The sequence below is a fragment of the Methylobacterium cerastii genome (assembly GCF_022179125.1).
Classification (GTDB): Bacteria; Pseudomonadota; Alphaproteobacteria; order Rhizobiales; family Beijerinckiaceae; genus Methylobacterium; species Methylobacterium cerastii.
Genome location: NZ_BPQG01000011.1, coordinates 22,999 through 49,073 on the forward strand (window position 1 = coordinate 22,999; position 26,075 = coordinate 49,073).

Annotated in this window: 25 protein-coding genes; 20 read left to right on the plus strand and 5 right to left on the minus strand. The window is 70.9% G+C overall.

Annotation, left to right across the window (positions count from 1 at the left end):
* The first annotated feature begins 5 nt into the window (after positions 1-5).
* On the plus strand, positions 6-527 hold the full coding sequence (locus tag MFF13_RS05740; RefSeq protein ID WP_147828149.1) for an SRPBCC family protein: 522 nt from the start codon (positions 6-8) through the stop codon (positions 525-527).
* Positions 528-540: 13 nt separating this feature from the next.
* Here the strand turns inward: MFF13_RS05740 and MFF13_RS05745 are convergent, their stop codons facing one another.
* Together MFF13_RS05745 and selA are read right to left on the minus strand one after the other, a co-directional pair.
* Positions 541-1,017 carry a MarR family winged helix-turn-helix transcriptional regulator gene (locus tag MFF13_RS05745; RefSeq protein ID WP_147828150.1) on the minus strand — a complete coding sequence of 159 codons (477 nt, stop codon included), beginning with the start codon at positions 1,015-1,017 and terminating at the stop codon, positions 541-543.
* Positions 1,018-1,171: 154 nt separating this feature from the next.
* Positions 1,172-2,593, minus strand: a complete 1,422-nt coding sequence (gene selA, locus MFF13_RS05750) for an L-seryl-tRNA(Sec) selenium transferase (RefSeq protein ID WP_147828151.1) — start codon at positions 2,591-2,593, stop codon at positions 1,172-1,174.
* A 118-nt stretch (positions 2,594-2,711) separates the two neighbouring features.
* Here selA and MFF13_RS05755 point away from each other — a divergent pair, with 118 nt between their 5' ends.
* From MFF13_RS05755 to MFF13_RS05780, 6 genes are all read left to right on the plus strand, one after another.
* Positions 2,712-3,506: a thymidylate synthase gene (locus tag MFF13_RS05755; RefSeq protein WP_238271356.1), complete on the plus strand. Its 795-nt coding sequence runs from the start codon at positions 2,712-2,714 to the stop codon at positions 3,504-3,506.
* Positions 3,506-4,018, plus strand: a complete 513-nt coding sequence (locus MFF13_RS05760) for a dihydrofolate reductase (protein ID WP_147828153.1) — start codon at positions 3,506-3,508, stop codon at positions 4,016-4,018. The genes MFF13_RS05755 and MFF13_RS05760 overlap by 1 nt, the downstream gene beginning before the upstream one ends.
* 235 nt (positions 4,019-4,253) lie before the next feature.
* The gene (hflK, locus tag MFF13_RS05765; protein ID WP_147828154.1) at positions 4,254-5,429 is read left to right on the plus strand and encodes an FtsH protease activity modulator HflK; all 1,176 of its coding nucleotides are present in this window, start codon (positions 4,254-4,256) and stop codon (positions 5,427-5,429) included.
* On the plus strand, positions 5,426-6,382 hold the full coding sequence (gene hflC, locus MFF13_RS05770; RefSeq protein ID WP_147753329.1) for a protease modulator HflC: 957 nt from the start codon (positions 5,426-5,428) through the stop codon (positions 6,380-6,382). The genes hflK and hflC overlap by 4 nt, the downstream gene beginning before the upstream one ends.
* A 131-nt stretch (positions 6,383-6,513) precedes the next feature.
* Positions 6,514-8,037 (plus strand): DegQ family serine endoprotease, encoded by a 1,524-nt coding sequence (locus MFF13_RS05775; RefSeq protein ID WP_147828206.1) that lies wholly within the window; start codon positions 6,514-6,516, stop codon positions 8,035-8,037.
* Between the two features lie 139 nt (positions 8,038-8,176).
* Positions 8,177-8,530: a DUF1640 domain-containing protein gene (locus MFF13_RS05780; RefSeq protein ID WP_306422415.1), complete on the plus strand. Its 354-nt coding sequence runs from the start codon at positions 8,177-8,179 to the stop codon at positions 8,528-8,530.
* Positions 8,531-8,536: 6 nt separating this feature from the next.
* Here the strand turns inward: MFF13_RS05780 and serB are convergent, their stop codons facing one another.
* Positions 8,537-9,433: a phosphoserine phosphatase SerB gene (gene serB / locus MFF13_RS05785; RefSeq protein WP_238271359.1), complete on the minus strand. Its 897-nt coding sequence runs from the start codon at positions 9,431-9,433 to the stop codon at positions 8,537-8,539.
* A gap of 19 nt (positions 9,434-9,452) precedes the next feature.
* Here serB and miaA point away from each other — a divergent pair, with 19 nt between their 5' ends.
* Positions 9,453-10,376: a tRNA (adenosine(37)-N6)-dimethylallyltransferase MiaA gene (gene miaA / locus MFF13_RS05790; RefSeq protein WP_373322488.1), complete on the plus strand. Its 924-nt coding sequence runs from the start codon at positions 9,453-9,455 to the stop codon at positions 10,374-10,376.
* 6 nt (positions 10,377-10,382) lie between these two features.
* Here miaA and MFF13_RS05795 read toward each other — a convergent pair whose 3' ends face one another.
* Positions 10,383-11,555 (minus strand): NAD(P)-dependent oxidoreductase, encoded by a 1,173-nt coding sequence (locus MFF13_RS05795; RefSeq protein WP_348644081.1) that lies wholly within the window; start codon positions 11,553-11,555, stop codon positions 10,383-10,385.
* Between MFF13_RS05795 and MFF13_RS05800 the strand changes: the two genes are divergently transcribed.
* The 6 genes from MFF13_RS05800 (at position 11,488) to MFF13_RS05825 (ending at position 20,105) form a co-directional block, all read left to right on the plus strand.
* Entirely contained in the window at positions 11,488-13,545 is a 2,058-nt protein-coding gene (locus tag MFF13_RS05800; protein ID WP_147761517.1) for a carbon starvation CstA family protein, read from the plus strand. The two genes, MFF13_RS05795 and MFF13_RS05800, sit on opposite strands and share 68 nt — an antisense overlap.
* A gap of 4 nt (positions 13,546-13,549) precedes the next feature.
* Positions 13,550-13,774 (plus strand): YbdD/YjiX family protein, encoded by a 225-nt coding sequence (locus MFF13_RS05805; RefSeq protein WP_147753324.1) that lies wholly within the window; start codon positions 13,550-13,552, stop codon positions 13,772-13,774.
* A 112-nt stretch (positions 13,775-13,886) separates the two neighbouring features.
* Positions 13,887-14,321, plus strand: coding sequence for a tellurite resistance TerB family protein (locus MFF13_RS05810; RefSeq protein WP_147753323.1), 435 nt, complete (start codon positions 13,887-13,889; stop codon positions 14,319-14,321).
* 34 nt (positions 14,322-14,355) lie between these two features.
* A complete protein-coding gene (locus tag MFF13_RS05815) occupies positions 14,356-15,624 on the plus strand; it encodes a DUF898 family protein (RefSeq protein ID WP_238271363.1) in 1,269 nt (422 codons plus the stop codon).
* Entirely contained in the window at positions 15,624-16,745 is a 1,122-nt protein-coding gene (locus MFF13_RS05820; protein ID WP_147828159.1) for a M48 family metallopeptidase, read from the plus strand. Before MFF13_RS05815 ends, MFF13_RS05820 begins: the two co-directional genes overlap by 1 nt.
* Before the next feature lie 120 nt (positions 16,746-16,865).
* A complete protein-coding gene (locus MFF13_RS05825; RefSeq protein WP_238271365.1) occupies positions 16,866-20,105 on the plus strand; it encodes an efflux RND transporter permease subunit in 3,240 nt (1,079 codons plus the stop codon).
* Between the two features lie 12 nt (positions 20,106-20,117).
* On the opposite strand, the gene MFF13_RS05830 is transcribed toward MFF13_RS05825, so the two are convergent.
* On the minus strand, positions 20,118-20,801 hold the full coding sequence (locus MFF13_RS05830) for an HAD family hydrolase (RefSeq protein WP_147828161.1): 684 nt from the start codon (positions 20,799-20,801) through the stop codon (positions 20,118-20,120).
* A gap of 159 nt (positions 20,802-20,960) precedes the next feature.
* Between MFF13_RS05830 and MFF13_RS05835 the strand changes: the two genes are divergently transcribed.
* The 6 genes from MFF13_RS05835 to MFF13_RS05860 all read left to right on the plus strand — a co-directional run bounded on the left by MFF13_RS05835 (position 20,961) and on the right by MFF13_RS05860 (position 26,023).
* A complete protein-coding gene (locus MFF13_RS05835) occupies positions 20,961-21,422 on the plus strand; it encodes a hypothetical protein (RefSeq protein ID WP_147761522.1) in 462 nt (153 codons plus the stop codon).
* A 173-nt stretch (positions 21,423-21,595) separates the two neighbouring features.
* Entirely contained in the window at positions 21,596-22,309 is a 714-nt protein-coding gene (gene rpiA, locus MFF13_RS05840) for a ribose-5-phosphate isomerase RpiA (RefSeq protein ID WP_147761523.1), read from the plus strand.
* A gap of 81 nt (positions 22,310-22,390) precedes the next feature.
* On the plus strand, positions 22,391-22,951 hold the full coding sequence (locus tag MFF13_RS05845; protein ID WP_147828162.1) for a DUF2059 domain-containing protein: 561 nt from the start codon (positions 22,391-22,393) through the stop codon (positions 22,949-22,951).
* 90 nt (positions 22,952-23,041) lie between these two features.
* Positions 23,042-24,217: an O-antigen ligase family protein gene (locus MFF13_RS05850; RefSeq protein WP_147828208.1), complete on the plus strand. Its 1,176-nt coding sequence runs from the start codon at positions 23,042-23,044 to the stop codon at positions 24,215-24,217.
* A complete protein-coding gene (gene gor, locus MFF13_RS05855) occupies positions 24,214-25,599 on the plus strand; it encodes a glutathione-disulfide reductase (protein WP_238271367.1) in 1,386 nt (461 codons plus the stop codon). The genes MFF13_RS05850 and gor overlap by 4 nt, the downstream gene beginning before the upstream one ends.
* A 55-nt stretch (positions 25,600-25,654) precedes the next feature.
* Complete coding sequence (locus tag MFF13_RS05860) at positions 25,655-26,023, plus strand: RNA polymerase sigma factor region1.1 domain-containing protein (RefSeq protein WP_147828164.1); 369 nt, start codon at positions 25,655-25,657, stop codon at positions 26,021-26,023.
* The last annotated feature ends 52 nt before the right edge of the window (positions 26,024-26,075 follow it).

A 26,075-nucleotide genomic window follows, 5' to 3' on the forward strand; every position in this document is an offset into this window, starting at 1 on the left:
TGCCAATGAGACCGGGAAGACGCGTCCACCGCAGGCCGTTGCCGGGCCTGCTCCTCGCGACAGCCATCGGCGCCGCCGTCCCATCCGAGGCGTTCGCGCTGGAGGTGACCCGCTCGCGCGTCGTCGCCGCGCCGCCCGCAGCGGTCTGGTCGCTGGTCGGCGGATTCTGCGACATCGCGCGTTGGCATCCACAGGTGACGCGCTGCACGCTGTCGTCGGAAAGCGGCGCGCCGGTGCGCGCGCTGGTGGCGGCGGGCGGGCTCGGCACGCTGATCGAGACCGAGACGGCGCGGGACGAGGCGGCGATGAGCTATTCCTACCGGCTGGTCTCGGGGCCGCTGCCGGTGAAGGATTACGCCGCGACGCTCTCGGTGGCGCCGATCGGCGGGGGCGCCGGAAAGGGCGCGACCATCACCTGGACCGCGCACTTCGAGGCCGAGGGGATGACCGAGGCGGAGGCGGTCGCCGACATCGCCGGGGTCTACGAGGCCGGGCTCGCCGGCATCGCCAGGGAAGCCGCGCCTTAGGCGCCTTCCAGGATCAGTCCTTCGACAGGCTGTCGATCAGGTGGTTCAGGTCGATCCGCATCGCCTGCACCTCGGGCTCAGTCAGGTCGAGCTGGCACATCACGCTCTGGCGCACCTCCGCCGCGTCGGCACGCAGGGCGCGACCCTTCTCGGTCAGGGCGATCTCGACCTCGCGCTCGTCGGTGCGGCGGCGGTTGCGCTGCAGCAGGCCGGCCGTCTCCAGGCGTTTCAGCACCGGCGTCAGCGTGCCGGAATCGAGGCGGAGGCGCCGGCCGATCTCGGAGACGGTGACGCCGTCGGTCTCCCACAGGACCATCAGCACGAGGTATTGCGGGTAGGTCAGACCGATCCGTTCGAGGAGCGGACGGTAGGACTTCGTCATCCGGTGCGCGGCCGCGTAGAGGGCGTAGCAGAGCTGGTTGTCGAGGAGCAGGGGATCCCTGGTCCGGTCGAACTCCGCCCCGGGCGGCTCCCGCAACTCCTCCGTCATGCACGCCATCTCAGTCGTCCACATCGCCACGCACGGAAATCCGTCGCGTTCCCCCGTTGCCCCGATCGCCCGGCATAACACGATATCTCCGGTCGTTGAGAGGGCGGTGACGACTTTCGGTCGAAAAGCGCGTCACGCAGAGCAGCTTACCGTATCACGCGCCGAGACCGTCGAGGCTCGCGAGCAGCCCCGGCTCGTCCTCGAGCGTGCGCAGGTCGAGGTGTACCGCGCCGTCGGCGATGCGGCCGATCACCGGAACCGGCAGGGCGCGCAAGGCCGCCGCCATGCGCTTCGGCCAGGCGCCGCCGCGACGCGCCCCGTCGCCGGCGGCCTGGGTGAGCACGAGGCAGGCGCTCTGCAGGGTCTCGACTGGCAGCGCGCCCGAGCCGATCTGGCTGCTGCAGGCGGCGACGGCCACCTCCGCCCGGCCGGCGAGGCGGCGCGCCACCTCCGGCGCAAGGCGGCGCGCCTGCGCGTCGATCGCCTCGGCTTTCCGGGTCAGCAGCCGCAGAGTCGGCAAGCGCTCGGCGAGCCGTTCGGGGTTCAGGTAGAGCCGCAGCGTCGCCTCGAGCGCGGCGTAGGTCATCTTGTCGACGCGCAGCGCCCGCTTGAGCGGGCTCTTGCGGATCTTCCGCAACAGGTCCGCCCGCCCGGCGACGATCCCGCATTGGACCGCACCGAGGAGCTTGTCGCCGCTGAAGGTGACGAGGTCGGCATGCGCCAGCGCTGCCCGCACGGTCGGCTCCGGCGGCAGGCCGTGGGCGGCGAGATCCACCAGGCTGCCGCTGCCGAGGTCGACGGCCAGCGGCACGCCGCGGGCGCGGCAGAGCGCGCCGAGTTCGTCCTCCCGGGCCTGCGCCGTGAACCCGCGGATCTCGTAGTTGCTCGGGTGCACCCGCATCACCAGGCCGGTTCGCGGGCCAAGCGCCTCGTCGAAGTCGTGCAGGTGCGTACGGTTGGTGGTGCCGACCTCGCGAAGGCGGCAGCCGGCCCGCGCCATCACGTCGGGGACGCGGAACGAGCCGCCGATCTCCACCAGTTCGCCGCGGGAGACCACCACCTCCTTGCGCATCGCCAGGGCGTTGAGGACGAGGAAGACGGCGGCCGCGTTGTTGTTGACGACGATCGCCGCCTCGGCCCCGGTCAGCCGGCAGATCAGCGCCTCGACGTGGTCGTCGCGCTCGCCGCGCTCGCCGGTGGCGAGGTCGAATTCGAGGTTGGCAGCCCCGGTCATCACTGCGGACACCGCTTCGGCCGCCTCCGGCGGCAGCAGGGCGCGGCCGAGGTTGGTGTGCAGCACCGTGCCGGTGAGGTTGAAGACCGGGCGCAGCGAAGCGCGCGACAGCGCAGACAGGCGCCCCTCGACGGCGGCGAGGATCGCGGGCTCGTCCGGGACGCCCTCGGCGCGGGCGCGGATCGCCGCCAAGTCTTCGCGGACGGCGTCTCGGACAGCGGTCCGCCCGAAGGTCTCGATCAGACTGGCAGCAACCTGATGCCCGAGGAGCCGCTCGACGGAGGGCGGACGCGCGCCCTGGATCTGGTCGCGCGGACGGGGAACGGACGCGAGTGAACTCATGGGCGAAGAGATAGCAGGTCGGACCGCACCATCCAGTCCCATGTCGGGCTCCGCCCGGATGCCGATCTCGGGAGAGCATGCTTGGCAACACGCGCGAAGGCGGGCAGGAAGGTCGCCGATGGACGCGTATCACAACCTGCTCACCCGCATCCTCGACGAGGGCTGCGCCAAGGAAGACCGCACCGGCACGGGCACCCTCTCGGTGTTCGGGCACCAGATGCGGTTCGATTTCGATCGTGGCTTTCCGCTGGTCACGACGAAGCAGCTGCACCTGCGCTCGATCGTCCACGAGCTGCTGTGGTTCCTGACCGGGGACACCAACGTCGCCGCGCTGCGCGCCAACGGGGTGACGATCTGGGACGAGTGGGCCGACGCGGACGGCGACCTCGGCCCGGTCTACGGCAAGCAGTGGCGCTCCTGGGAGAAGCCCGGCGGCGGCACCGTCGACCAGATCGCCTGGGTCGTCGAGGAGATCCGCCGCAACCCCGATTCGCGCCGCCTCGTCGTCTCGGCCTGGAATCCGGCCGACCTCGACCGGATGGCGCTGGCGCCCTGCCACTGCCTGTTCCAGTTCTACGTCGCGGACGGGCGCCTCTCGTGCCAGCTCTACCAGCGCTCGGCCGACGCCTTCCTCGGCGTGCCGTTCAACATCGCGAGCTACGCGCTCCTCACCGCGATGATCGCGCAGGTGACGGGGCTCCGGCCCGGCGACTTCGTCCACAGCTTCGGTGACGCGCACCTCTACCGAAACCACCTCGACCAGGCGCGCCTCCAACTCGCCCGCGCGCCGCGCCCGCTGCCGACGCTCCGCCTCAACCCCGAGATCCGCGACCTGTTCGCCTTCCGCTACGAGGACATCGCGATCGAGGGCTACGACCCCCATCCCGCGATCCGCGCACCGGTGGCCGTCTGATGCCCGCTTCGATCGCCGGCGCGCGGCCGCGGATCATCCTCGTCGTGGCCCTGGCCGAGAACGGCGTGATCGGCCGGGACAACGGGCTCGCGTGGCACCTGCGCGGGGACCTCAAGCGATTCAAGGCCGTCACCATGGGCAAGCCGATGCTGATGGGCCGTAAGACCTACGCCTCGATCGGCCGCCCGCTGCCCGGGCGGCGCACGCTGGTGCTGACCCGCGACCGCGGCTTCATGGTCGAGGGCGTCGAGACGGTGCACGATTGGGCGCAGGCGCTGGCGGCGGCCTCGGCCGAGGAACTGATGGTGGTCGGCGGCGCCGAGATCTACCGGCTCGCGCTGCCCCACGCCGACGCGCTGCGGCTGACCGAGGTGGCGGCGAGTCCCGAGGGCGACGTGCGCTTCCCGGACTTCGACCGGAGCGTGTTTCGCGAGACCTTCCGCGAGGCCCATCCGGCCGGCCCGCACGACGAGCACGCCTACACGTTCGTGGACCTCGAACGCATCCCGTGAAAACCACGATTTCGCACGGATGTGCAGGGGCGTCGGGTCGCGGTTGCCAAAGGGGGCGGCGATGCCCACCTGCCTGCCTTGACAGCAGGCGACGGTCCCTCGCAGGTGCGTAGGCCTCCGCTCGTTCCGGTGGCTGCCTCATCCGGGCAGGTTTGGACACGGTCGCGGGCCGCGTGGGCGGTTCGAATCGTTGGCGCGCGGGCGACCCCGCAGCAGGCAGGAGAAGACGGCTAGCATGCCTTGGAGCAATCAGAGCGGCGGCGGTGGCGGCGGGGGAGGTCCCTGGGGTCGTGGCGGCGGCGGCAATGGCGGCGGCCCCTGGGGCAGCGGCGGTGGCGGCGGCGGCGGTAAGACGCCCCCCAATCTCGAGGACCTCCTGCGGCGCGGCCAGGACCGCCTGCGCGGCGTCATGCCTGGCGGCTCGCTCGGCGGCGGCAAGAGCTTCGTGGTGATCGGGGCGCTGGCCGTGGGCCTGTGGCTCGCGACGGGCTTTTACACGGTCGCCCCCAACCAGGTCGGCATCGAGACGATCTTCGGCCGCTACGTCGGCTCGAAGGGAGAGGGCCTGCGCTACAACTTCCCCTATCCGGTCGGCGGCGTGATCAAGCCGAACGTCGGACAGGTGAACTCGATCCAGGTCGGCTTCCGGTCCGCCGGCGGCGCCCAGGCGCGCACCCGGGACATGCCAGACGAGAGCCTGATGCTCACGGGCGACGAGAACATCGTCGACCTCGACTTCGAGGTGCAGTGGCGCGTGAACCCGCTGAAGGCTTCGGACTACGTGTTCAACCTCCAGAACCCCGAGGGCACGATCAAGGCGATCGCCGAGAGCGCGATGCGCGAGGTCGTGGGCCGCCGCAACATTCAGGCGATCCTGACGAACGAGCAGTCGAGCGTCGCCCAGGAGGTCAAGGAGATCACCCAGAACGCCCTCGACGAGTACGGCGCCGGCGTCCGCATCGAGGTGGTGCAGCTCGTCAGCGTCAACCCACCGCCGGAGGTCCGGCCCGCCTTCATCGACGTGAACGCGGCGCAGCAGGACGCCGACACGGCGCAGAACGAGGCGAAGACCTACGCGAGCCGCGAGGTTCCGCAGGCCCGCGGGCGCGCTTCGCAGATCGTCCAGGCGGCGGAAGCGTACAAGACCAAGGCCACCGCCGACGCGACCGGACAGGCCGCGCGCTTCGACGAGGTCTACGCCTCCTACAAGACCGCGCCGACGATCAGCCGCGAGCGGATCTTCCTGGAGACGATGGAGAAGGTGCTGGGCTCCGTGAACAAGGTGATCATCGACCAGGGCGTCGCCGGTTCCGGCGCGACTGGTGCGGCGGGCGTCGTGCCCGTGCTGCCGCTGGCCGAATTCGGGTCCCGCACCCCCGCCCCGGCGCAGACGAATGGAGCGGCCCGATGAACGCACAGGCCATCCGCACCGGCTCGGCGGTCATCGCCGCCGCGCTCGCGCTCGCCTTCTACGCCTCGGTCTTCACCGTCGGGCAGATGCAGCAGGCCCTGGTGCTCCAGTTCGGCCGCGTCCGCGCCGTCCTGAACCAGACCGGCGAGGACAAGCCGGGACTCTACTTCAAGCTGCCCTTCGTCGAGAACGTCGTACTGTTCGACAAGCGCGTCCTCGACCTCGACCTGCCGGTACAGACCCTGCTGACGGCCGACCGCCAGAACCTGGAGGTCGACGCCTTCGCCCGCTACCGCATCATCGACCCGCTGCGGTTCTACCAGTCGGTGAACAACGTCGCGCTGGCCAATCAGCGCTTGGCGAGCTTCACCAACTCGTCCCTGCGCAACGTGCTGGCCCGCTCGACCCGCGACGCCATCGTCAAGACCGAGCGCACCCGGTTGATGAACCAGATCCAGGAGGACGTGAACCGTGAGGCCAAGGCGCTCGGCGTGCAGATCGTCGACTTGCGCATGACCCGCGTGGACCTTCCGGCGCAGAACAGCGTCGCGGTCTACCGCCGGATGAAGACGGAGCGCGAGCGCGAAGCCGCCGACATCCGCGCCAACGGCGACCAGATCGCCGCGACGATCAAGGCCAAGGCAGACCGCGACGTCACCGTGATCCTCGCCGACGCGACGCAGACGGCCGAGAAGCTTCGGGGTCAGGGCGACGCGGACAAGAACCGCATCCTCGCCGAAGCCTTCGGCAAGGACCCGAGCTTCTTCAGCTTCTACCGCTCGATGCAGGCCTACGAGACCGGGCTGAAGGGCTCCGAGACCCGGCTGGTGATGAGCCCGAATTCGGACTTCTTCCGCTACTTCAGCGATCCGCAGGGCAAGGCGGCCCAGGGCGGCGCGCCGCGAGGCGCCGACCCGTCCGCGACGACAGGCTCGACCGGCACCGCGCGCTGACGATGATGCAGGCGGCCCGCCCTTGAAGCGGGCGGGCCGCCGACGATCTTGAAAGGTGGCGGACGAACCGCCGGCCGTCCTGACGGTCCATAAGAAGCAGCTCCGGAAACGCGTTCTTGAAGAGGTCGATCATGTACCCCGTCGCGAGCGCGCCCGCGCATCCCTTCGCCCGGTTCCGCCGCTCAGCGCGAACGGTCGCCGCCGCGATCCTGATCGCGTCCTCGTCGGTGGCGATGCCAGCCTACGCCAAGGGCCCGGAATCGTTGGCCGACCTCGCGGAGAAGGTGGACGACGCTGTCGTCAACATCTCAGCCTCGACCACCGTCGAAGCGCGCCCCGGCAACCGCGCAGGACCGCAGCTGCCGCCGGGCACGCCGTTCGAGGACCTGTTCGAGGAGTTCTTCAACAAGCGCGGCGGACGCGGCGGCAACGAGCAGCGCGGCGAGAGCGAGAATCCGCGCCAGCAGCGCAAGTCGAGTTCGCTCGGTTCCGGCTTCATCATCGACGCGTCGGGCATCGTCGTCACGAACAACCACGTCATCGGCGACGCCAACGACATCCAGGTGATCCTGCACGACGGGACCAAGCTGAAGGCCGAGATCATCGGCAAGGATTCGAAGATCGACCTGGCCGTCCTGCGCGTGAAGCCGACGGCGGAGCGGCCGCTCAAGGCGGTGCCCTTCGGCGATTCGGACAAGATGCGCGCCGGCGACTGGGTGATCGCGATCGGCAACCCGTTCGGGCTCGGCGGCTCGGTCTCGGCCGGCATCGTCTCGGCGCGGGGGCGCAACATCGAGTCGGGCCCCTACGACAACTACCTGCAGACCGACGCGGCCATCAACAAGGGCAATTCCGGCGGCCCGCTGTTCAACATGGACGGCGAGGTGATCGGCATCAACACGGCGATCCTGTCGCCGACCGGCGGCTCCGTCGGCATCGGCTTCGCCGTCCCGTCGAGCTCGGCCAAGCCGGTGATCGACCAGCTTCGCGAGTTCGGCGAGGTCCGCCGCGGCTGGCTCGGCGTGCGCATCCAAAACGTGGACGACGCCACCGCCGAGGCGCTGGGGCTCAAGGGAGGCGCCAAGGGCGCCCTGGTGGCCGGAGTCGACGAGAAGGGCCCGGCCAAGACCTCGGGTCTCGAAGTCGGCGACGTGATCGTCAAGTTCAACGGTACGCCGGTGAAGGCCTCGAGCGACCTGCCGCGCATCGTCGCCTCGACGCCAGTCGGGCAGAAGGTCGACGTCGTGGTCGTCCGCAAGGGCGAGGAGAGCACGAAGTCGGTCACGCTCGGCCGCCTGGAGGACAGCGACAAGCCTCAGCTCGCCAACCTGCGCCAGCCGGAGCCCGAGAATGCGACCCGCCAAGCACTTGGCCTCAATCTGTCGGGCCTCACCGACGAGCTTCGGCGCAAGTACAACATCAAGGACGGCGTGAAGGGCGTGGTCGTCACCCGGGTCGACCCGAACTCGACGGCGGCCGACAAGCGCATCCAGCCCGGGGAGGTGATCGTCGAGGTCGGCCAGGAAGCAGTCAACACGCCCGCCGACGTGACCAAGCGCGTCGAAGCCCTGCGGAAGGACGCTCGCAAGTCCGTCCTGCTGCTGGTGGCGAGCGCCACCGGCGACGTGCGGTTCGTGGCGATCGGCCTCGACTGATCGACCGCTGAGGCGACCGCGACACCTGACGCCGCCGCCCATTCCGAGCGGCGGCGTTCTCGTTCGTGGCGGATGGGAACACGCTGACGCCTTGCATGCGCGGACCGAACCGGTCGCCCTCCGTTTCCGATGAGAGCCCGTGCGCGAGGCAGCCGACCCCGTGAATGCCGTCGCCTTCGATACGCTGAAGTTCGCGCGCAGCCTGCGTGAGAAGGCGCACCTCACGCCGGAGCAGGCTGAGGGGATGCCCGACGCCATGCCCGAGGTGTTCGCCAGCGGTATCCCCACCAAGGGTGACATCGTGGACGTCCGGCACGACATCGAAGCGCTTCGGATCGTGACGAAGGCCGACATCGAAGCTCTGCGCCTCTCGGCCCGCGCGGACATCGCCACGGCGAAATCCGACATCATCGAGTCGATGTTCGGGATGATCGGGTTTCAGACCGTCGCGATCCTCGGGGCGGTCGTCGCGCTCGTCCGCAGCCTGCACTGATGACGGTCAGGCGACGAATTCGCTCGCCATGTAGCCTTGCAGGTAAAGCAGCGCGCTGAGGTCGCCGTGCTCGATGCGGACCTTCGCCGCCGCCGCCACCGCGGGCTTGGCACGGAACGCGACGCCGAGACCGGCTTCCCCGAGCATGTCGAGGTCGTTCGCCCCGTCGCCGACCGCCAGCGTCTCCGTCGGCGCGAGGCCGAGGCCGTCGCGCAGGGCGATCAGCGTCGCACGCTTGGCCTCGCGCCCGACGATCGGATCGTCGACGAGGCCGGTGAGGCGTCCACCCGCAAGCCCGAGCCGGTTGGCGTGATGCTCGTCGAACCCGAGCGCCTCGGCGATCGGCCCGGTGAACAGCGTGAAGCCGCCGGAGACGAGGCAGGTGCGCGCCCCGTGCGCGCTCATCGTGTGGACCAGCGTGCGGCCGCCCGGGGTCAGGGTCAGCCGGTCGCGGATCAGGGCGTCCACCACCCCGGCCGACACGTCGCGGAGCAGGGCGACGCGCTCGCGCAACGCGGGCTCGAAGGCGATCTCGCCGCGCATCGCGCGCTCGGTGATCTCGGAGACCTGCTGCTTCAGGCCGATCGTGTCGGCGAGCTCGTCGATGCATTCCTGCTCGATCATGGTCGAGTCCATGTCGGCGAGGAACAGGCGCTTGCGGCGGTGCGCGTCGGCCGGCAACACCGCGACGTCGATCGGCTCGCCGCCGAGCGCCGTGCGCAGGCGTTCAGTCAGCGCCGCCGCGGCGGCGGGAGCGCCCGGCAGCAGAACCTCGGCGGCGACCTCGCCGTGCAGGATGCGCGGCTGGTGCTCGGTCGCCAGCACCAGCCGCGCCTCGGCCAGCACCGCATCGGTGATGGCGGGGCGGGCCTCGTTTGCTATCAGGGTCGCGACAAGGGTCATCGGAGCCGACGATTTCGTGTTGCCGCTTTCAAATGCGTCGTCGCAGGGGCGGCCGGAGGCGATCCTCATTGCAGGGCCGACCGCCTCGGGCAAGTCGGCGCTCGCGACGGCGCTGGCGCTTCGTCAGGGCGGGGTCGTCGTCAACACCGACTCGATGCAGGTCTACGCCGACCTTCGCGTGCTCTCGGCCCGGCCGGATCGCGTCGAGGAGGCGCGCGTCGCGCATCGTCTGTACGGACACGTCGACGGCGCAGTGAACTACTCCGCCGGGCATTTCGCGCGGGACTCCGCGGCCCTGCTGGCAGACCTCGACGGGCGGCTACCCATCTTCGTCGGCGGGACCGGCCTGTACTTCCGCAGCCTGGAGGAAGGCCTCTCGGACCTGCCGCCGGTGCCGGACGCGGTGCGCACAGCGATCCGCTCCGCCTGCGAGGGTCGGCCGACCGAGGCGCTGCATGCCGACCTCGCCGTACGCGACCCGGCCGGCGCCGCCCGGCTGCGGCCGAGCGACCGCGCCCGGGTGATGCGCGCGCTCGAGATTCACGCCGCCACCGGCCGGCCGATCGATGCGTTCCACGGCCAGCGCGTGCCAGGCCCGCTTGCGGGACGAAGGCTGCAGAAGATCTTCCTGGCACCCGAGCGGGACGAGCTGCGCGCCCGGATCGACCTGCGCTTCCGCGCGATGACCGACCGGGGCGCCCTCGACGAGGTCGCGGCACTTCACGAACGCCGCCTCGACCCGCTGCTGCCGGTGATGCGCGCGCACGGGGTGCCCGGGCTGATCGCCCACCTCGATGGCGCGATCGGGCTCGAGGAGGCGATCGTGCGCGGGCAGGCCGACACCCGCCGCTACGCCAAGCGCCAGTTCACCTGGTTTCGCCACCAGATGGGTGCGGACTGGCGCTGGCTCTCGCCCGAGGCGGCGATGGCCGAGCTGGCCTGAGGCCTTTTACCGTTCCAGGCGCGCGACGAGGCTCGACGTGTCCCAGCGGTTGCCGCCCATGGCCTGCACCTCGGCGTAGAACTGATCGACGAGGGCCGAGACCGGGAGCTTGGCACCGTTGCGACGTGCCTCGTCGAGGAGGATGCCGAGATCCTTGCGCATCCAGTCGACCGCGAATCCGAAGTCGAACTTGCCCGCGTTCATCGTCGCGCCGCGGTTCTCCATCTGCCAAGAGCCGGCCGCCCCCTTCGAGATCACCGAGAGCACCGCCTCCACGTCGAGCCCGGCCTTCTTGGCGAAGTGCACGCCCTCGGACAGCCCCTGGACCAGCCCGGCGATGCAGATCTGGTTGACCATCTTGGTAAGCTGGCCGGAGCCGACCGGACCCATCAGCCGGCAGGCCCGCGCGTAGGCGCCGATCGCGCCCTCGACCGTGTCGTAGGTCGCCTGCTCGCCGCCGCACATCACGGTGAGCACACCATTCTCGGCGCCGGCTTGGCCGCCGGAGACCGGGGCGTCGACGAAGCCGACACCCGCTTCGGTGGCCGCCTCGGCGAGTTCGCGCGCCACCTCGGCCGAGGCGGTGGTGTGATCGACGAAGATCGCGCCCGGCTTCATGCCGGCGAGCGCGCCGTCCGGCCCGAGCACGACGCCGCGGAGGTCGTCGTCGTTGCCGACGCAGGCGAACACGATCTCGGCGCCCTCGGCCGCCGCGCGGGGCGTCGGCGCGTGCGCGCCGCCGTTGGCCGCCACCCACGCCTCCGCCTTGGCGGCGGTGCGGTTGTAGACGGTGACCGAATGGCCCTTCTTGGCCAGATGCCCGGCCATCGGGGCGCCCATGACGCCGAGCCCCAGGAACGCGACCTTCGCCATCATCCGTCTCCGTTTCGTGTCGTGCGGTTTCGTGTGGTGCAGTTTCGTGTGGTGTGTGTGCGGTCTAGGTATCGCGCGTCGCAGCGTCAAACGATGAGCGCACAGGTGGTGCGACGCGTCGCGACAACGCGGCGCGGGTGTCGACTCGACCGAGGGAGGGGGATTTTCCTCGCTCGAAAAGTACGGCATCACCGCGCATGATCGTCGGCCGTTCAGAGCCGGCTTCGGGAGCGGAACGATGGGCGCGATCGGTAGGCACGGCCCCTGGGCCCTGGTCGGAGCATTGGGGGCGGCGGCGCTCGCCATCGTCGCCGTCGAGCGCGGCGAGGCGGTGAACGCCCTCTGGCTCGTCGTCGCGGCGATCTGCGTCTACCTCATCGCCTACCGCTACTACGCGCTGTTCATCGCCGAGAAGGTGATGCGCCTCGACGCGAAGCGCGAGACGCCGGCCGTCCGCCACAACGACGGGCTCGACTACGTCCCGACCAACAAGAGCGTGCTGTTCGGCCACCACTTCGCGGCGATCGCCGGCGCCGGCCCCCTCGTCGGCCCGGTGCTCGCGGCGCAGATGGGCTACCTGCCGGGGCTGCTCTGGATCCTCGCTGGCGTCGTGCTCGCCGGCGCGGTGCAGGACTTCCTGGTCCTGTTCGTGTCGATGCGCCGCGACGGCCGCTCGCTCGGCGAGCTGATCCGCACCGAGCTCGGCACCATCCCGGGCGTCATCGCGCTGCTCGGCACCTTCCTGATCATGGTGATCCTGCTCGCCGTGCTGGCGCTCATCGTCGTCAAGGCGCTGGCGGAGAGCCCGTGGGGCACCTTCACCGTGATGTCGACGATCCCGATCGCGATGCTGATGGGCGTATACACCCGCACCATCCGCCCCGGCCGGATCGGCGAGGTCTCGATCCTCGGCTTCGTCCTGCTGATGGCGGCGATCTTCGGCGGCGGCGCGATCGCCGACAGCCCGGTCTGGGGCCCGGCCTTCACCTTCACCGGCACGCAGCTCTGCTGGATGCTGATCGGCTACGGCTTCGTCGCCTCGATCCTGCCGGTCTGGCTGCTGCTCGCCCCGCGCGACTACCTCTCGACCTTCCTCAAGATCGGGACCATCGCGGGCCTCGCGCTGGGCATCGCCTTCGTCGCCCCGCACATGCAGATGCCGGCGGTGACGAAGTTCGTGGACGGCACCGGTCCGGTCTGGGCCGGCCAGCTCTTCCCGTTCCTGTTCATCACCATCGCCTGCGGCTCGGTCTCGGGCTTCCACGCCCTGATCGCGTCGGGCACCACGCCGAAGCTGATCGCCAGCGAGGCCGACGCGCGCTTCATCGGCTACGGCGGCATGCTGATGGAGAGCTTCGTCGCAGTGATGGCGCTGGTCTCGGCCACGGTCATCGACCCGGGCGTGTACTTCACCATGAATTCGCCGGTGGCGCTCCTCGGCACGACGCCGGAGACGGCGGCCGCCGCGGTGACCAAGCTCGGCTTCGCGACGACGCCGGAGGTCATCGTCCAGACCGCCAAGGACGTCGGCGAGCACACCATCATCGCACGCGCCGGCGGCGCGCCGACGCTGGCCGTCGGCATGGCGCACATCATCTCCAGCGCCGTCGGCGGCAAGGGCATGATGGCGTTCTGGTACCACTTCGCCATCCTGTTCGAGGCGCTGTTCATCCTCACCGCGGTCGACGCCGGGACGCGCGCGTGCCGCTTCATGGTGCAGGACCTCGTCGGCCTCGCGGTGCCGGCGTTCAAGCAGACCAACGCCTGGGTTCCGAGCATCCTGGCCACCGCCATCGCGGTCGGCGCCTGGGGCTATTTCCTTTACCAGGGCGTCACCGACCCGCTCGGCGGCATCAACACCCTGTGGCCGCTGTTCGGCATCTCGAACCAGATGCTGGCCGCCGTCGCGCTGACGCTCTGCACGGTGGTGATCTTCAAGATGAAGCGCGAGCGCTACGCGTTCGTGACGATCATCCCGACCGCGTGGCTGTGCATCTGCACCCTCACCGCCGGCTGGCAGAAGATCTTCTCCGCCGACCCGAAGATCGGCTTCCTCGCCCACGCCGAGCGCTACGCGGGCGCGATCGCAGAGGGCAAGGTGCTGGCACCGGCCAAGGACCTCGGCCAGATGAGCCAGATCGTGCTGAACGACCGGATCGACACGGTGCTGGCCGCCCTGTTCATCGGCCTCGTCGTGGCGATCGCCGGCTTCGGCATCGCCGCCTGCCTGAAGGCGCTCCGCTCCGACCGCTGGACCGCGATCGAGAGCGAAGCCCGCATCGTCGCGGCGGAGTAGGCCGGTGGACGCCGCCTCGCAGAGCCTGCGCGACCGCTGGAAGGCATTGTCGAAATGCGTCTGCGACGGGGCGCGGCTGATGGTCGGGCAGGGCGACTATGCGGCCTACGCCGCGCACGTCGCACGCACCCATCCCGACCAGGCGCCGATGAGCGAGGTCGAGTTCTTCCGCCATCGGGAGAACGCCCGCTTCGGCGTCGGCAACACCAGCGGGTTCCGCTGCTGTTGACCGTGCGGTGCGTTCGAAGATCGATCGATCGAGGATGCGGCCCGGTCGCGGGACGTAAAACGCTTGACTTGGAGAGGGCGTTTCCCGTGAGTCGGGCGAACGCGAGGTAGGCATGAGCATCTTCCAGGACGCCATTCTGCGGTTCGGCCGGACGATCATGTCCTATGCCGGCGACGGCCTGTTCCTGCAGGCCGCGGTCTCGGCCGCCGCCAACGTGACGATCGCCGACGGCGACGTCGACGAGGAGGAGGTCGAGTCGGCGATCTCGGGGATGCGGGCCAACCCGATCCTCCAGAAGTCGTACGACACGCTGCGGATCGAGCAGGAGCTCTACGAGGGCATCGCCCGCGCCAAGACCCGGGCCGGGCGGATCGAGAACCTGCGTCACGTCGCGGCCGTCGCCGACCGGCCGCTCGACCAGCGCCAGGACATCTTCCTGATCGCCGCCGACGTCGCCGACTTCGGCGGCATCAGCGAGGTCGAGCACAAGGCCCTCGACGAGATCGCCGCCGCCCTCCAGGTCGAGAAGTCCGCGCTGCTGCGCTGACCACGCGTCCACCGCAGGCTGAGGAGGGGGACCGATGCCGCGCACCGGGGAGATCGCGTTCGACCCACGGCTCCGCGGCCTCACCGGGCTCGCGGTGGTCGGGTTCCTGCTCTCGCTCGTCACCTTCGGTATCTACCGCTTCTGGTACATGACCGACCTGCGGCGCTTCTTCTGGAGCCGAACCGTCGTCGACGGCAGCCCGGCGGAATACACCGGCACCGGGCGCGAGCTCTTCCTCGGCTTCCTCGTGGCGCTCGCGCTGCTGATCGTGATCTATGTCGGCCTGTTCGGCCTCGCCATCACCGTGCCGGCGCTGGCGCCGTACTCGGCGATCCTCTCCTTCGTGCTGCTGTTCCTGGTCGGGCAGTTCGCGATCTATCGCGGCCGGCGCTATCGGGCGATGCGCACCCTGTGGCGCGGCATCCGCCTCGGCCAGGACGGATCGGGCCTCGTCTACGCCGCGCGCGCCGCCCTGTGGTGGACGCTGACGCTCGCGACGCTGGGCCTCGCCTACCCGTTCATGCGCGCCAGCCTCGAACGCTACCGCATCGGCCACACCCGGGTCGGCACGAGCCGGATGGCGTCTGATGCGCGCGGGCGCTCGCTCGTCGGGCCGTGGCTGCTGTTCTACGCGGTGGCGTTCGGCCCGGTGCTCGCCGTGCTGCTGGCGCTGCTCGCCGCCAACGACTTCACCCTGCCGACCGACCTGATCCTGCCCAAGCCCGGCGGCAAGGCCGGCGACCTCATCCTCAACCCGGCCTATCGCGGCAGCCGCGTCGCGACCCTCGCGATCGCGCTCGGCGTCACGGCCGGGTGCTGCCTTCCGCTCGCGCTCCTGCTGGTTCCGCTCTACCGCGCGCGCGAAGCCAAGGTGTTCATGAACGCCGCGAGTCTGAACGCCGCAAGCCTGGGCCCGGTCCGCCTCGTCTCGACCCTTCGGGCGCGGCAGTTCTACTGGCCCTACCTCGTCTACGCGCTGTCGCTCCTCGGCTTCGTCGCGGTGGTCGGGCTGATCGCGCTCCTCGCCGGGCTCGCAGCGCGGGCCGCGGGCGGCAACGGCTTCGCCTGGGCGGCGGCGCTCGGCGGCGGCCTGCTCTATCTCGGCGGCGCGCTCGCCTTCGCGGTGCTGCACGTGCGCATCGTCCAGGCCCGCCTCTGGGCCGCGGTCGCGACCACGACCGACATCGCCGACGCGGACGGCCTGAACCGGATCCTGGCGGCGACGCACGGGCCGGGCAGCGGCCTCAACGAAGGCCTCGCCGACGCGCTCGACGTGGGCGGCGCGCTGCAGATCGGGTTCTGATGCCGTCGAGCACCGCTTCCGGCCGCTGGTTCGACGGCCGGAGCGCCGCGCCGCACGACGTGACCCTGCGCCTCGGCGACCGCCTCGAGATCACCGGGCCGGGCGTGCACCGCGACTGGAACCTCGACGACCTGAGGGCGCGCGAGGCGCAGGCGCCGCTCCTGCGCCTCGGGATCGCGGGCGATCCCGGGCAGGTCGAGGTAGTAGACGCGACGTTCGCCGCCATCCTCGCAATCCGCTGCCCCGACCTGCGCAAGCGCGCCGACACGGCCGGCGGCACCTGGCGCCTCGTCGTCGGGTCGCTGGCGGCAGGCGTCGCCATCCTCCTCGCGGTCGCCCTCGGCCTGCCGGTCGCGGCCGGCCTCCTCGCGCCCCTGGTACCGGACGGCGTCGAGGCGCGTCTCGGCGCCGCGGTCGAGGGTCAGGTGCTGGACCTGATGGGCGATCCGCCGGCCTGCGCCGACCCGGCGGGACGGGCCGTGCTCGACCGCCTCGTCGCCCGCCTCGTGTCCGGTCGCGGCCTGCCGTCCGACCTCGCCGTGACGGTGCGCCGGCACAATACGGCAAACGCCCTGACCCTGCCCGGCGCGCGCGTCGTCGTGCTTTCGGAGCTGATCGCCAAGGCGCGAAGCGCCGACGAGTTCGCGGGCGTGCTGGCGCACGAGCTCGGCCACGTGGCCCTGCGCGATCCGACGCGGGCGCTGATCCAGGCGTCTGGCACCTCGTTCCTGCTCAGCCTCGTGCTCGGGGACCTCACCGGCTCGACGGTCATCGTCGCGCTCGGCCAGGCGGCGCTCTCGGCCGGCTACAGCCGCGACGCCGAGCGGGCGGCGGACGCCTATTCCGTCGCCACGATGCAGGCGGCGGGCGGCGACGCCGCCGCGCTCGCGACGATGCTGGAGCGGATCGCCAAGGACGACGCGGAGACCGACCCGGACTTCCTGCGCACCCATCCCTTCACCCGCGAACGCGCCGCCACGATCCGGGCGCAGGCCGGCGCCGCCGCATCCGGCCGGCGCATCCTGAGCGAGGCCGAGTGGGCGCAGCTGCGCCGGATCTGCCCGGGTGCGCCGGACAAGCCGGCACCGAAGCTGCGTCCAGGCCGGGGGCGGCGAGTCTGACGCGGCTGCGGCCTCTTCGCCGTCGCGGCGCAACGACATGATCGCGAAACAAATCTCGCGTTCGGTGGCGTCTGCATTCATGATGCGATGATCTGGCCGCAGCCGGGTCGCGGAGACCAAATGGGCCTCGTCCAGTACGCGCTGAAGTTTCGCATCACCACCTACGTGCTCGCCGTGCTGATGATGCTCGCCGGCGGCGGCGCGATCGTCGTCGCGCCGAAGGACGTGCTGCCGATCGTCGACATCCCGGTGGTCGTGGTGGTCTGGACCTACACAGGGTTGTCCACGCCGGAGATGGAGCGGCGGATCACCACCTACGCCGAGTTCTCGCTCTCGAACAACGTCAACAACATCAAGCGGATGGAATCGACGACACTTCAGGGCACGGCGATCCAGAAGATCTACTTCGATGGCGAGGTCAGCGTCGACCTCGCGATCACGCAAGTCGTCTCGGCGATGAACTCGATCCGCTCGGCGATGCCGCCGGGCGTGCAGCCGCCGATCGTACTGCGGTTCTCGGCCTCCTCGGTGCCGGTGATCCAGCTCGCGCTGACATCGACGAAGGAGAGCCTGACCAAGGTCTACGACTACGCGCAGTACCGCATCCGCCAGCGCCTGGTTCAGGTGCCGGGCTCGACCCTGCCGTCGCCCTTCGGCGGCACCCCGCGCCAGATCATGGTCGACCTCGACCTCCAGGCCCTGCGCGCCCTGGGCCTGACCGCGCTCGACGTCACCAACGCGATGACGGCCCAAAACCTCACGGTGCCCTCGGGCCTCGTGAAGATCGGCGAGCAGCAATACCCGGTCCTGCTCAACGCCACGCCGGACGCGATCTCAGCCCTCAACGAGATCCCGATCAAGGTTGTGGCCGGCCAGCCGGTTCTGGTGCGCGACGTCGCCTACGTCCGCGACGGCGGGCCGCCGCAGGTCAACATCGTGCGCTCGGACGGGCTGCATTCGGTGCTGATGCGGATCTTCAAGAACGGCACCGCCTCGACGCTGGACGTGGTCAACAACGTCAAGAAGGTGCTGCCCGAGATCCAGGCCGCGGCGCCCGACGGCATGGCGATCAAGCCGCTGTTCGACCAGTCGGTGTTCGTGTCCGCCGCGATCGAGGGCGTGATCCACGAGGCCGCCATCGCCGCCTGCCTGACCGGCCTGACGATCCTGCTGTTCCTCGGGTCGTGGCGCTCGACGATCGTCGTGCTGATCTCGATCCCGCTTTCGATCCTCACCTCGCTGGCGATCCTCGCTGCGCTCGGCCAGACCATCAACGTGATGACGCTCGGCGGCCTGGCGCTCGCCGTCGGCATCCTCGTCGACGACGCCACGGTGGCGATCGAGAACACCTACCGGCTGTTCGAGGAGGGCGAGCCGTTCCGCAAGTCCGTGGTCGAGGGCGCGGCCAGCATCGCCAAGCCGACGCTGATCTCGACGCTGTCGATCTGCGCGGCCTTCGTCTCGGTCTTCGCGCTGGCCGACACGCCGAAATATCTCTTCACGCCGCAGGCGCTGGCGGTCGTGTTCGCGATGCTGACCTCGTACCTGCTCTCGCGCACCCTCGTGCCGGTGCTGATCGACGTGCTGGTCGCCCGCGAATACGTCGAGCGACACGGGGGCGACCACGACGCCGCCGCCCCGCCGCCGCGGCGCGGGCGTGTGACACGCGCCCTCGGCTGGCTCGGGCGCCCGGTCTTCCACCTCGCCGAGCGGTTCCGGAACGGCTTCGAGGCTCGCTTCGAACGCTTCCACCGCGGCTATCTCGGCCTGCTCCACGTCGTCGTGCGCCGGCGCGTCGCGACGATCGCCTTCGTCGTCCTCGTCTTCACCGGCACCGCCGGGCTCTTCACCTTCGTCGGGCGGGACTACTTCCCGCAGGTGGCCTCGAGCCAGCTCACGCTGCACCTGCGCACCCGCCCCGGCATGCGGATCGAGACCGCCGAGCAGGTCTTCGCGGCGATCGGCGCGACGGTGCGCGAGGTGATCCCCGAGAGCGAGATCGAGCAGATCCTCGACAACATCGGCCTGCCCTCGAACAACTACAACTTCGCGTTCTCGGACGGCTCCTTCGTCGGCTACAACGACGGCCAGATGCTGGTGAACCTGCGCGAGGGCCACGGCGACGTCGGCACCTACACCAAGCGCCTCCGCGAGGTGCTGCGCGAGCGCTTCCCCGACGTGATCGTCTACTTCCAGCCCTCCGACATCATCACGCAGATCCTCAACTTCGGCACGCTGGCGCAGATCGACGTGCAGGTGTCCGGGCGCAACGCCGAGAAGGACCTCGCGGTCGCCCAGAACATCGTGCGCCGCCTGAAGGAGACCAAGGGCGCCGTCGACGTGCACCTCCACCAGATCGTCGGCACGCCGCAATTCTTCGTCGACGTGGATCGCCGTCTCGCCTCGGAACTCGGGCTGACGCAGCAGCAGGTGGCGCAGGGGCTCAACGTCTCCCTGTCGGGCTCCTTCCAAGTGACCCCGAACTTCTGGACCGATCCGAAGACCGGCATCCCGTACCAACTCTGGGTGCAGACGCCGGAATACCGCAACGCCTCGCTGACCGACCTTCAGAACACGCCGCTGCTGGTGCGGGCCAACAGCGACCAGCCGGGCGTGCTGACCCTGCTGTCCAGCGTCTCGACCGTGCGCCGCCAGGCGACGCAGACGGTGGTGAACCACGTCAACACCGCGCCGACCTACAACATCTACGCGGCGGTGCAGGATTCCGACCTCGGCTCGGTGGCGCGAGAAATCCGCACCATCGTCGACGAGGAGCAGAAGGCGCTGCCGGCCCCCGACAAGATCACCGTGCGCGGGCAGATCGAGAACATGGACTCGGCCTTCGTGCGCCTCGGCGTCGGCCTCAGCATCGCGCTCGTGGCGGTCTACCTGCTGATGGCGGTGAACTATCAGAGCTGGGGCGACCCGTTCGTGGTCCTGGCGGCGCTGCCGCTCGCCTTCTGCGGCATCGTCGCGAGCCTGTTCGTCACCGGCACCACCTTCTCGATCCCGTCGCTGTTCGGCGCGATCATGTCGGTGGGCATCGCGTCGGCGAACTCGATCCTGCTCGTCACCTTCGCCCGCGAGCACCGCGAGGCGACGGGCTGCTCGGCGATCGAGGCGGCGCTCCTGGCCGGCGAGACCCGGTTGCGCCCGGTGCTGATGACGGCAGGCGCGATGTTCCTCGGGCTGATCCCGATGGCGCTCGGCACGGGCGAGGGCGGCGAGCAGAACGCGGCGCTGGCGCGCGCCGTGATGGGCGGCATCGCCTTCGGTACGCCGGCGACGCTTCTGTTCGTGCCGTTCCTTTACACGGTGCTGCGCGCGGGCAAGGTGCAGGTGCCGGAGGACTACGCTTAGGGACGAAGACGCCTACGCCCGCGGCGGCACCAGCTCGGCGACCGCGTCGGCGAGCTCGGAGAAATGCCCGATCACCCGGTCCGGCCCGAGCCGGTCCACCGGCGTGTCGGTGTAGCCGAAGGTGACCGCCACCACCGGGATGCCGGCGGCCTTGGCCGCATCGATGTCGGCGCGGGAATCCCCGACCATCACCGCGCGCGCGGGGTCGCCTCCGGCCTTGGCGATCGTCAGGGTGATGTGGCGCGGATCGGGCTTGCTGTAGGGGAAGGTCGCGCGCCCGCAGATCGCGGCGAAGCGACCGCCGATGCCGAGCTTGTCGAGCAGGTCGACGGCGTGGAGCTCGACCTTGTTGGTGCACACGGCGAGCCGGAAACCCTCGGCCTCGAGCCGGTCGAGCGCCTCGACCACGCCGGGATAGAGGTGCGAGCGGTCGCACAGGTGCGCGCCGTAATGCTCCAGGAAGTCGGCGAACAGCGCCTCGTGCCGTTCGGGCGTCAGCCCCTTGCCGGCGGCCTCGAAGCCGCGGCGGATCAGCGCCTTGGCGCCGGCGCCGATCAGGTCCCGCGCCTCCGCGAGCGGCAGTTCCGGCAGGCCCTCGCGCACCAGCAGTACGTTCAGCGTGCCGATCAGGTCGCCCGCGGTCTCGGCCAGGGTGCCGTCGAGGTCGAACACGGCGATCTTCGGCAAGGTGGACATCGCGAGCTTTCGCAAGGGGCGGGGGATGGCGCCCTCGCTAGCCGCCCGCGGCGGACGGGGCAAGTTTCCGGCACCCCTCGGGGCGCGGACGACATCCGACGCCCCAGACTTGCCCGAAACCCCCGTGAAAGGAGAGGGCGTCACACCCCGGGACCGTCCATGAACATCCGCCTGCTCGCCCTCGGCCTCTGCCTGCTCGCGCCGGTTTCCGCCGCCGCCGCCTCGTTCGAGTTCGTCCCGGCCCCGCAGGCCGACCTCAACCGCATGTACCGGGTCGACAAGGTCACGGGTGAGGTCACCTCGTGCCAGTACGGGCTGCAGGACGTCGGGGGCGGCATCGGCCTAACGGTCTGCTTCGCGGCGGGCGAGGGGGCCGGCGCGCAGCCCCCGTCGGAATACGGCCTCGTCGCCACGCGCCACACCCGCGAGGCGGGCGTGTTCCGGGTGAACTACCGCACCGGCGAGATGAGCATCTGCTTCGTGCTGGTGAAGAAGGAGCAGGTCGTCTGCACCCAGCAGACCAACCCCTCCGCCGAAGGCGCCGCCCAGGCGCCCCTCGTCGGCAACGTTCCGGGCCGCGCCGGCGCCAGCGCGACGCCGCCGCAGGGCGGGCGGCCCTGACGCGGCGCGGGCGGGGCGCATGCGGGCGGATCCGTCATCCGAATGCCGGTTTCGGCAGGCGCCGCGGCTTCCCGGCGCGGCGGCGGCCATGCTAGGGCGTGCCGCACCTGAACGGGACGAACCGGCACCCTGCGCATGCACCCTTCCACGAGACCCGACGGCGGGACGTCGTCGTGAGCGGCCCGGACCTGCGCCGCGCGGCGGCCGCCCGCGCCCTCGACCTGGTCGAGCCGGGCATGCGGCTCGGGCTCGGCACCGGCTCGACGGCGGCGGCCTTCGTCGCGCTCCTCGGGGCCCGCGTCCGCGACGGCCTCGACGTCGTCGGCGTGCCGACCTCCGAGGCGACCCATGCGGCGGCGACGCGCGAGGGCATTCGCCTCGCGACCCTGGAGGAGCTGCCCGAGCTCGACCTCACCATCGACGGAGCCGACGAGGTCGACGCCGACCTCCGCCTGATCAAGGGCGGCGGCGCGGCCCTGCTTCGCGAGAAGATCGTCGCCTGCGCCAGCCGCCGCATGGTGGTGATCGCCGACGCGGCCAAGCGCGTGGCGACGCTCGGCGCCTTCCCGCTGCCGATCGAGGTCAACGCCTTCGGCCTCGCCGCGACCCGGATCGGCGTCGAGGCGGCGATCGCGCGCGCGGGCTGCGCCGGCGACGTCGCGCTGCGCGTGACGTCCGGCGTCGCGCCGCTGACGACGGATGGCGGCCACCTCATCCTCGACGCCCGCCTCGGCCGCATCGCCGACGCGGAGCGGTTGTCGGCCCTGCTCTGGGCGGTTCCCGGGGTGGTCGAGCACGGCCTGTTCCTCGGGATCGCCACCGCAGCCATCCTCGCCGAGGAGCGCGACGGCCGCGCCGAGGTCAGCGTAATCGGCAGCCTCGCATAAACCCTTTCGCGCCGCCGAGCGGCGCACCGGGGACGGCATCGGTGTCGCCGTCCCATCCCCCCTCGCTCAGGAACGTCCGGAATGTCCGTACTCTCCCGCCGCCTCCTTCCCGCCCTGGTGGCCGCCCTCGTCGCCGGCCCGGCCCTCGCCCAGGCGCCGAAGGCCGCGCCGCCGAAGCCGGCACCGGCGCCCGCCGCGCCGGCCAACCGCGGCGCCCCGACGATCAGCGCGAACCACCTCGCGCTCGCCCGCGAGGTGATGCTGAGCTCGGGCATCGCCCGCTCGTTCGATTCGATCATTCCGGCGTTCGCCGACCAGATCAAGCAGCAGTCGGTGACGCGGCCCGAGCTGGCCAAGGACCTCGACGAGGTGCTGCGTTCGCTCAACCCGGAGATGGAGCTGCAGAAGCAGCGCATCATCGACACCGCCGCTCGCATCTACGCGACCAAGCTGACCGAACCCGAGCTACAGGACATCGCGACGTTCTTCCGCTCGCCCGCCGGCAAGCGCTACGTCGAGACGCAGCCGCAGATCCTCGACGAGATGGTCCAGGCGATGCAGACCTGGACCCAGGAAGTCTCGGAATACGTCATGGTCCGCGTGCGCGCCGAGATGGGCAAGCGCGGGCACCAGCTCCAGTAGGCCGTAGGGCTGTCCGCAGAACGCGCCGTGCATCCGTCCCGACGCCTCTACGCGGCCGGCGCCGTCGCGCTCGCGGCGCTGCCCTTGGCGATGGCGCTGGCCAACCGCTCGAGCCCCCTCGTCGTCGCCATCGCGGCGCTGCTGTTCCTGGCCGGGCGCTGCCTTGAGGATGCCGGCGCGGTGCGGCGCCTGCTGTTGCCGCCGCTCGCGACGCCGCCGGGCCTCGCGGCCCTGGTGTTCCTGGCCTGGTGCGCCGCGACGCTCGCCTGGACGCCGTTTCCGGCGCTTTCCCTGCGAATGGCCGGCGAGTTCGTGCCGACCCTCGTCGCCGCGTACCTGCTGGCCCGCCTCGCCCCGGGGCGCATCCCGGGTTTCGCTGCGCCGCTCTCGGCCGCGATGGTGGTGCTCGCCGGGCTGACCATCGCCGTCGGCCTCGCCGCGGGTCTGCCGCTGCAGCGCGCCCTCGGCCAGCGGATGGCGGAGTTCGTCTACAACCGTCCCGCGCTCACGCTTGCCGTCGTCGCCGGCCCGCTCGCCCTGGTACTGTGGCGCCAGGGCCGGCGCGTCGTCGCGCTCGCGGCTTTGGCCTTCGCAGCGCTCGGCATCCTGCGCTCGGTCAGCGGGGCGGCTGCCATGGGGCTTGCCGCGGGACTTGCGATGTTCGTCCTCGGGCGCCTGCTGCCGGCCCGCCTCGCGGTCGGCCTCGCCGGGCTCGGCCTCGGGCTCGCCGTGGCGTTGGCCCCGGTCGAGGGCGACCTGCTCGACCAGTTCATGCCGGAGGCGGCGCACGAGCGGCTGGTCCATTCCTCGTCGCGCGCCCGCGTCGCCATCGCGCGGAGCTTCGGCGCAGCCGTTGCGGCGGACCCGTGGGTCGGGGCCGGCTTCGGCACGTCGGCTCGCTTCGCCGAGGCGCCGGTGGCCGCGCGGCTCGATCCGGAGATGCGGACGCTGCTCGCCGTCGGCCATCCGCACAACGCATTCCTCCAGGTCTGGGCCGAGCTCGGAACCGCCGGGGCCGTACTCGCGGCGGCGGTCCTGATGCTGATGCTCGCACCCCTCGTCGCCTGGCCGGCGGGGGAGCGCGCGACGGCGCTCGCCCTGGTCGCGGCGGCGGCGGCCATCGCCTTCGTCGAGCACAACACCTGGGCGGCGTGGTGGACGGCCGGCCTCGGCGCTGCCATCACCTGGCTGCGGGATGCCAGGAGCCGCACCACGCCTCACACCCTTTCCCGGCCCGAGGCCGGGCCGGATCGGACCCTGTCATGAGCGAGACCTACGACGTCGACCTGTTCGTGATCGGCGGCGGCTCCGGTGGGGTCCGCGCCGCCCGGATCGCGGCCGGCTACGGCGCCCGCGTGATGCTCGCGGAGGAGTACCGCGTCGGCGGCACCTGCGTGATCCGCGGCTGCGTGCCGAAGAAGCTCATGGTCTACGCCGGACGCTTCGCCGACGAATTCGAGGACGCGGCCGGCTTCGGCTGGACGGTGGAGGCGCCGCGCTTCGACTGGAGCGTGATGAAGCGCCGGCGCGACGCCGAGGTGACGCGGCTCGAAGGCATCTACGAGGCCAACCTGATCCGGGCCGGCGTCACCGTGGTGCCGGAGCGCGCGGTGATCGAGGACGCGCACGCGGTCCGCCTCGTCGCCAGCGACAGGCGCGTCACCGCCAAGGTCATCCTGGTCGCGGTCGGCGCCCACCCGGTCAAGGAGCCGGCGGTGCCCGGCGCGGAGCTGGCGATCACCTCGAACGAGGTGTTCGAGCTGGAGACGCTGCCCGAGCGCATCCTGGTGATCGGCGGCGGCTACATCGCGGTCGAGTTCGCGGGCGTGTTCGCAGCCCTGGGCAGCCGGACCGCGCTGCTCCACCGCGGCGACCGGCTGCTGCGCGGCTTCGACGACGAGATCCGCGACGCGCTGGGCGACGCCTACGCGAAGCGGCTCTCGCTCAAGCTCGGGCGCAACCTCGCCAAGCTCGAACGGGTCGACGGCGGCATCGCCACGACCCTCGACGACGGCGAGACGTTCGTCGTCGACCAAGTGCTGATGGCGACCGGGCGTCGCCCCAACGTCGCCGGGCTCGGCCTCGACCGGGTCGGGATCGAGACCGACGCCGCCGGCGCGATCCCGGTCGACGCCTACTCGCGGACGGCGGTGCCCTCGATCTACGCGGTCGGCGACGTCACCAACCGCGCCAACCTCACGCCGATCGCCATCCGCGAGGGCCACGCCTTCGCCGACACCGTGTTCGGCGACAGGCCGGCCTGCGTCGATCACCGCCTGATCCCGACCGCGGTGTTCTCGACGCCGGAGATCGGCGTCGTCGGCCACAACGAGGACACCGCACGCGAAATCTACGGCCGGATCGATGTGTTCAAGGCGAGCTTCCGCCCGATGAAGGCGACGCTCTCGGGACGCGACGAGAAGGTCCTGATGAAGGTGCTGGTCGATTGCGCCAGCGACAAGGTCGTGGGCGTGCACGTCTTCGGCCACGATGCCGGCGAGCTCATCCAGGCGGTCGGCATCGCGGTGACCATGGGCGCGACCAAGGCGGATTTCGACCGTACCATCGCGGTGCATCCGACGGCGTCGGAAGAGCTCGTGACGATGCGGGTTCCGCAGGTGACGAAGCACCCCGTCGCCGTCGGCTGACGATCCGCGCGCGATCGGCCCTCGACGCCGCGCATTCCCGGGCCATATCCGCACGATGGGCAAGCGAGACAGCGGCAAACGAGACACCGGCAAGGACGAGCCCGGCAAGCGGGGCCCGGACAAGCGGGAGCCGGCCGGCGACGACGCACAGGTGCGGCGGCAGCGCGTCATCGACGGCCTGCTGGCCGACGCCCTCCGGCCGGCCTTCTCGACGGCGGGCCCGAGCCGGGAGATGCTGGCGCCGGACATCCAGGGCGCGATCGACGCGCTCCTCGCCATGGCCACGGCACGCAAGAGCCGGTGCCTGACCTACGAGGACCTGGAGGAAGCGCTCCCCGCCCGCGACGTCTCGGCGGAGGACCTGGAGGCGATCTTCTGGATCCTGGCCGAGCACGGCATCGAGGTCGAGGACGGCGAAGGCTGACCCATCCGCCCCGGCGCTCGCCGCGACCTGCGATCCGCCCAGCCCCGCGCCC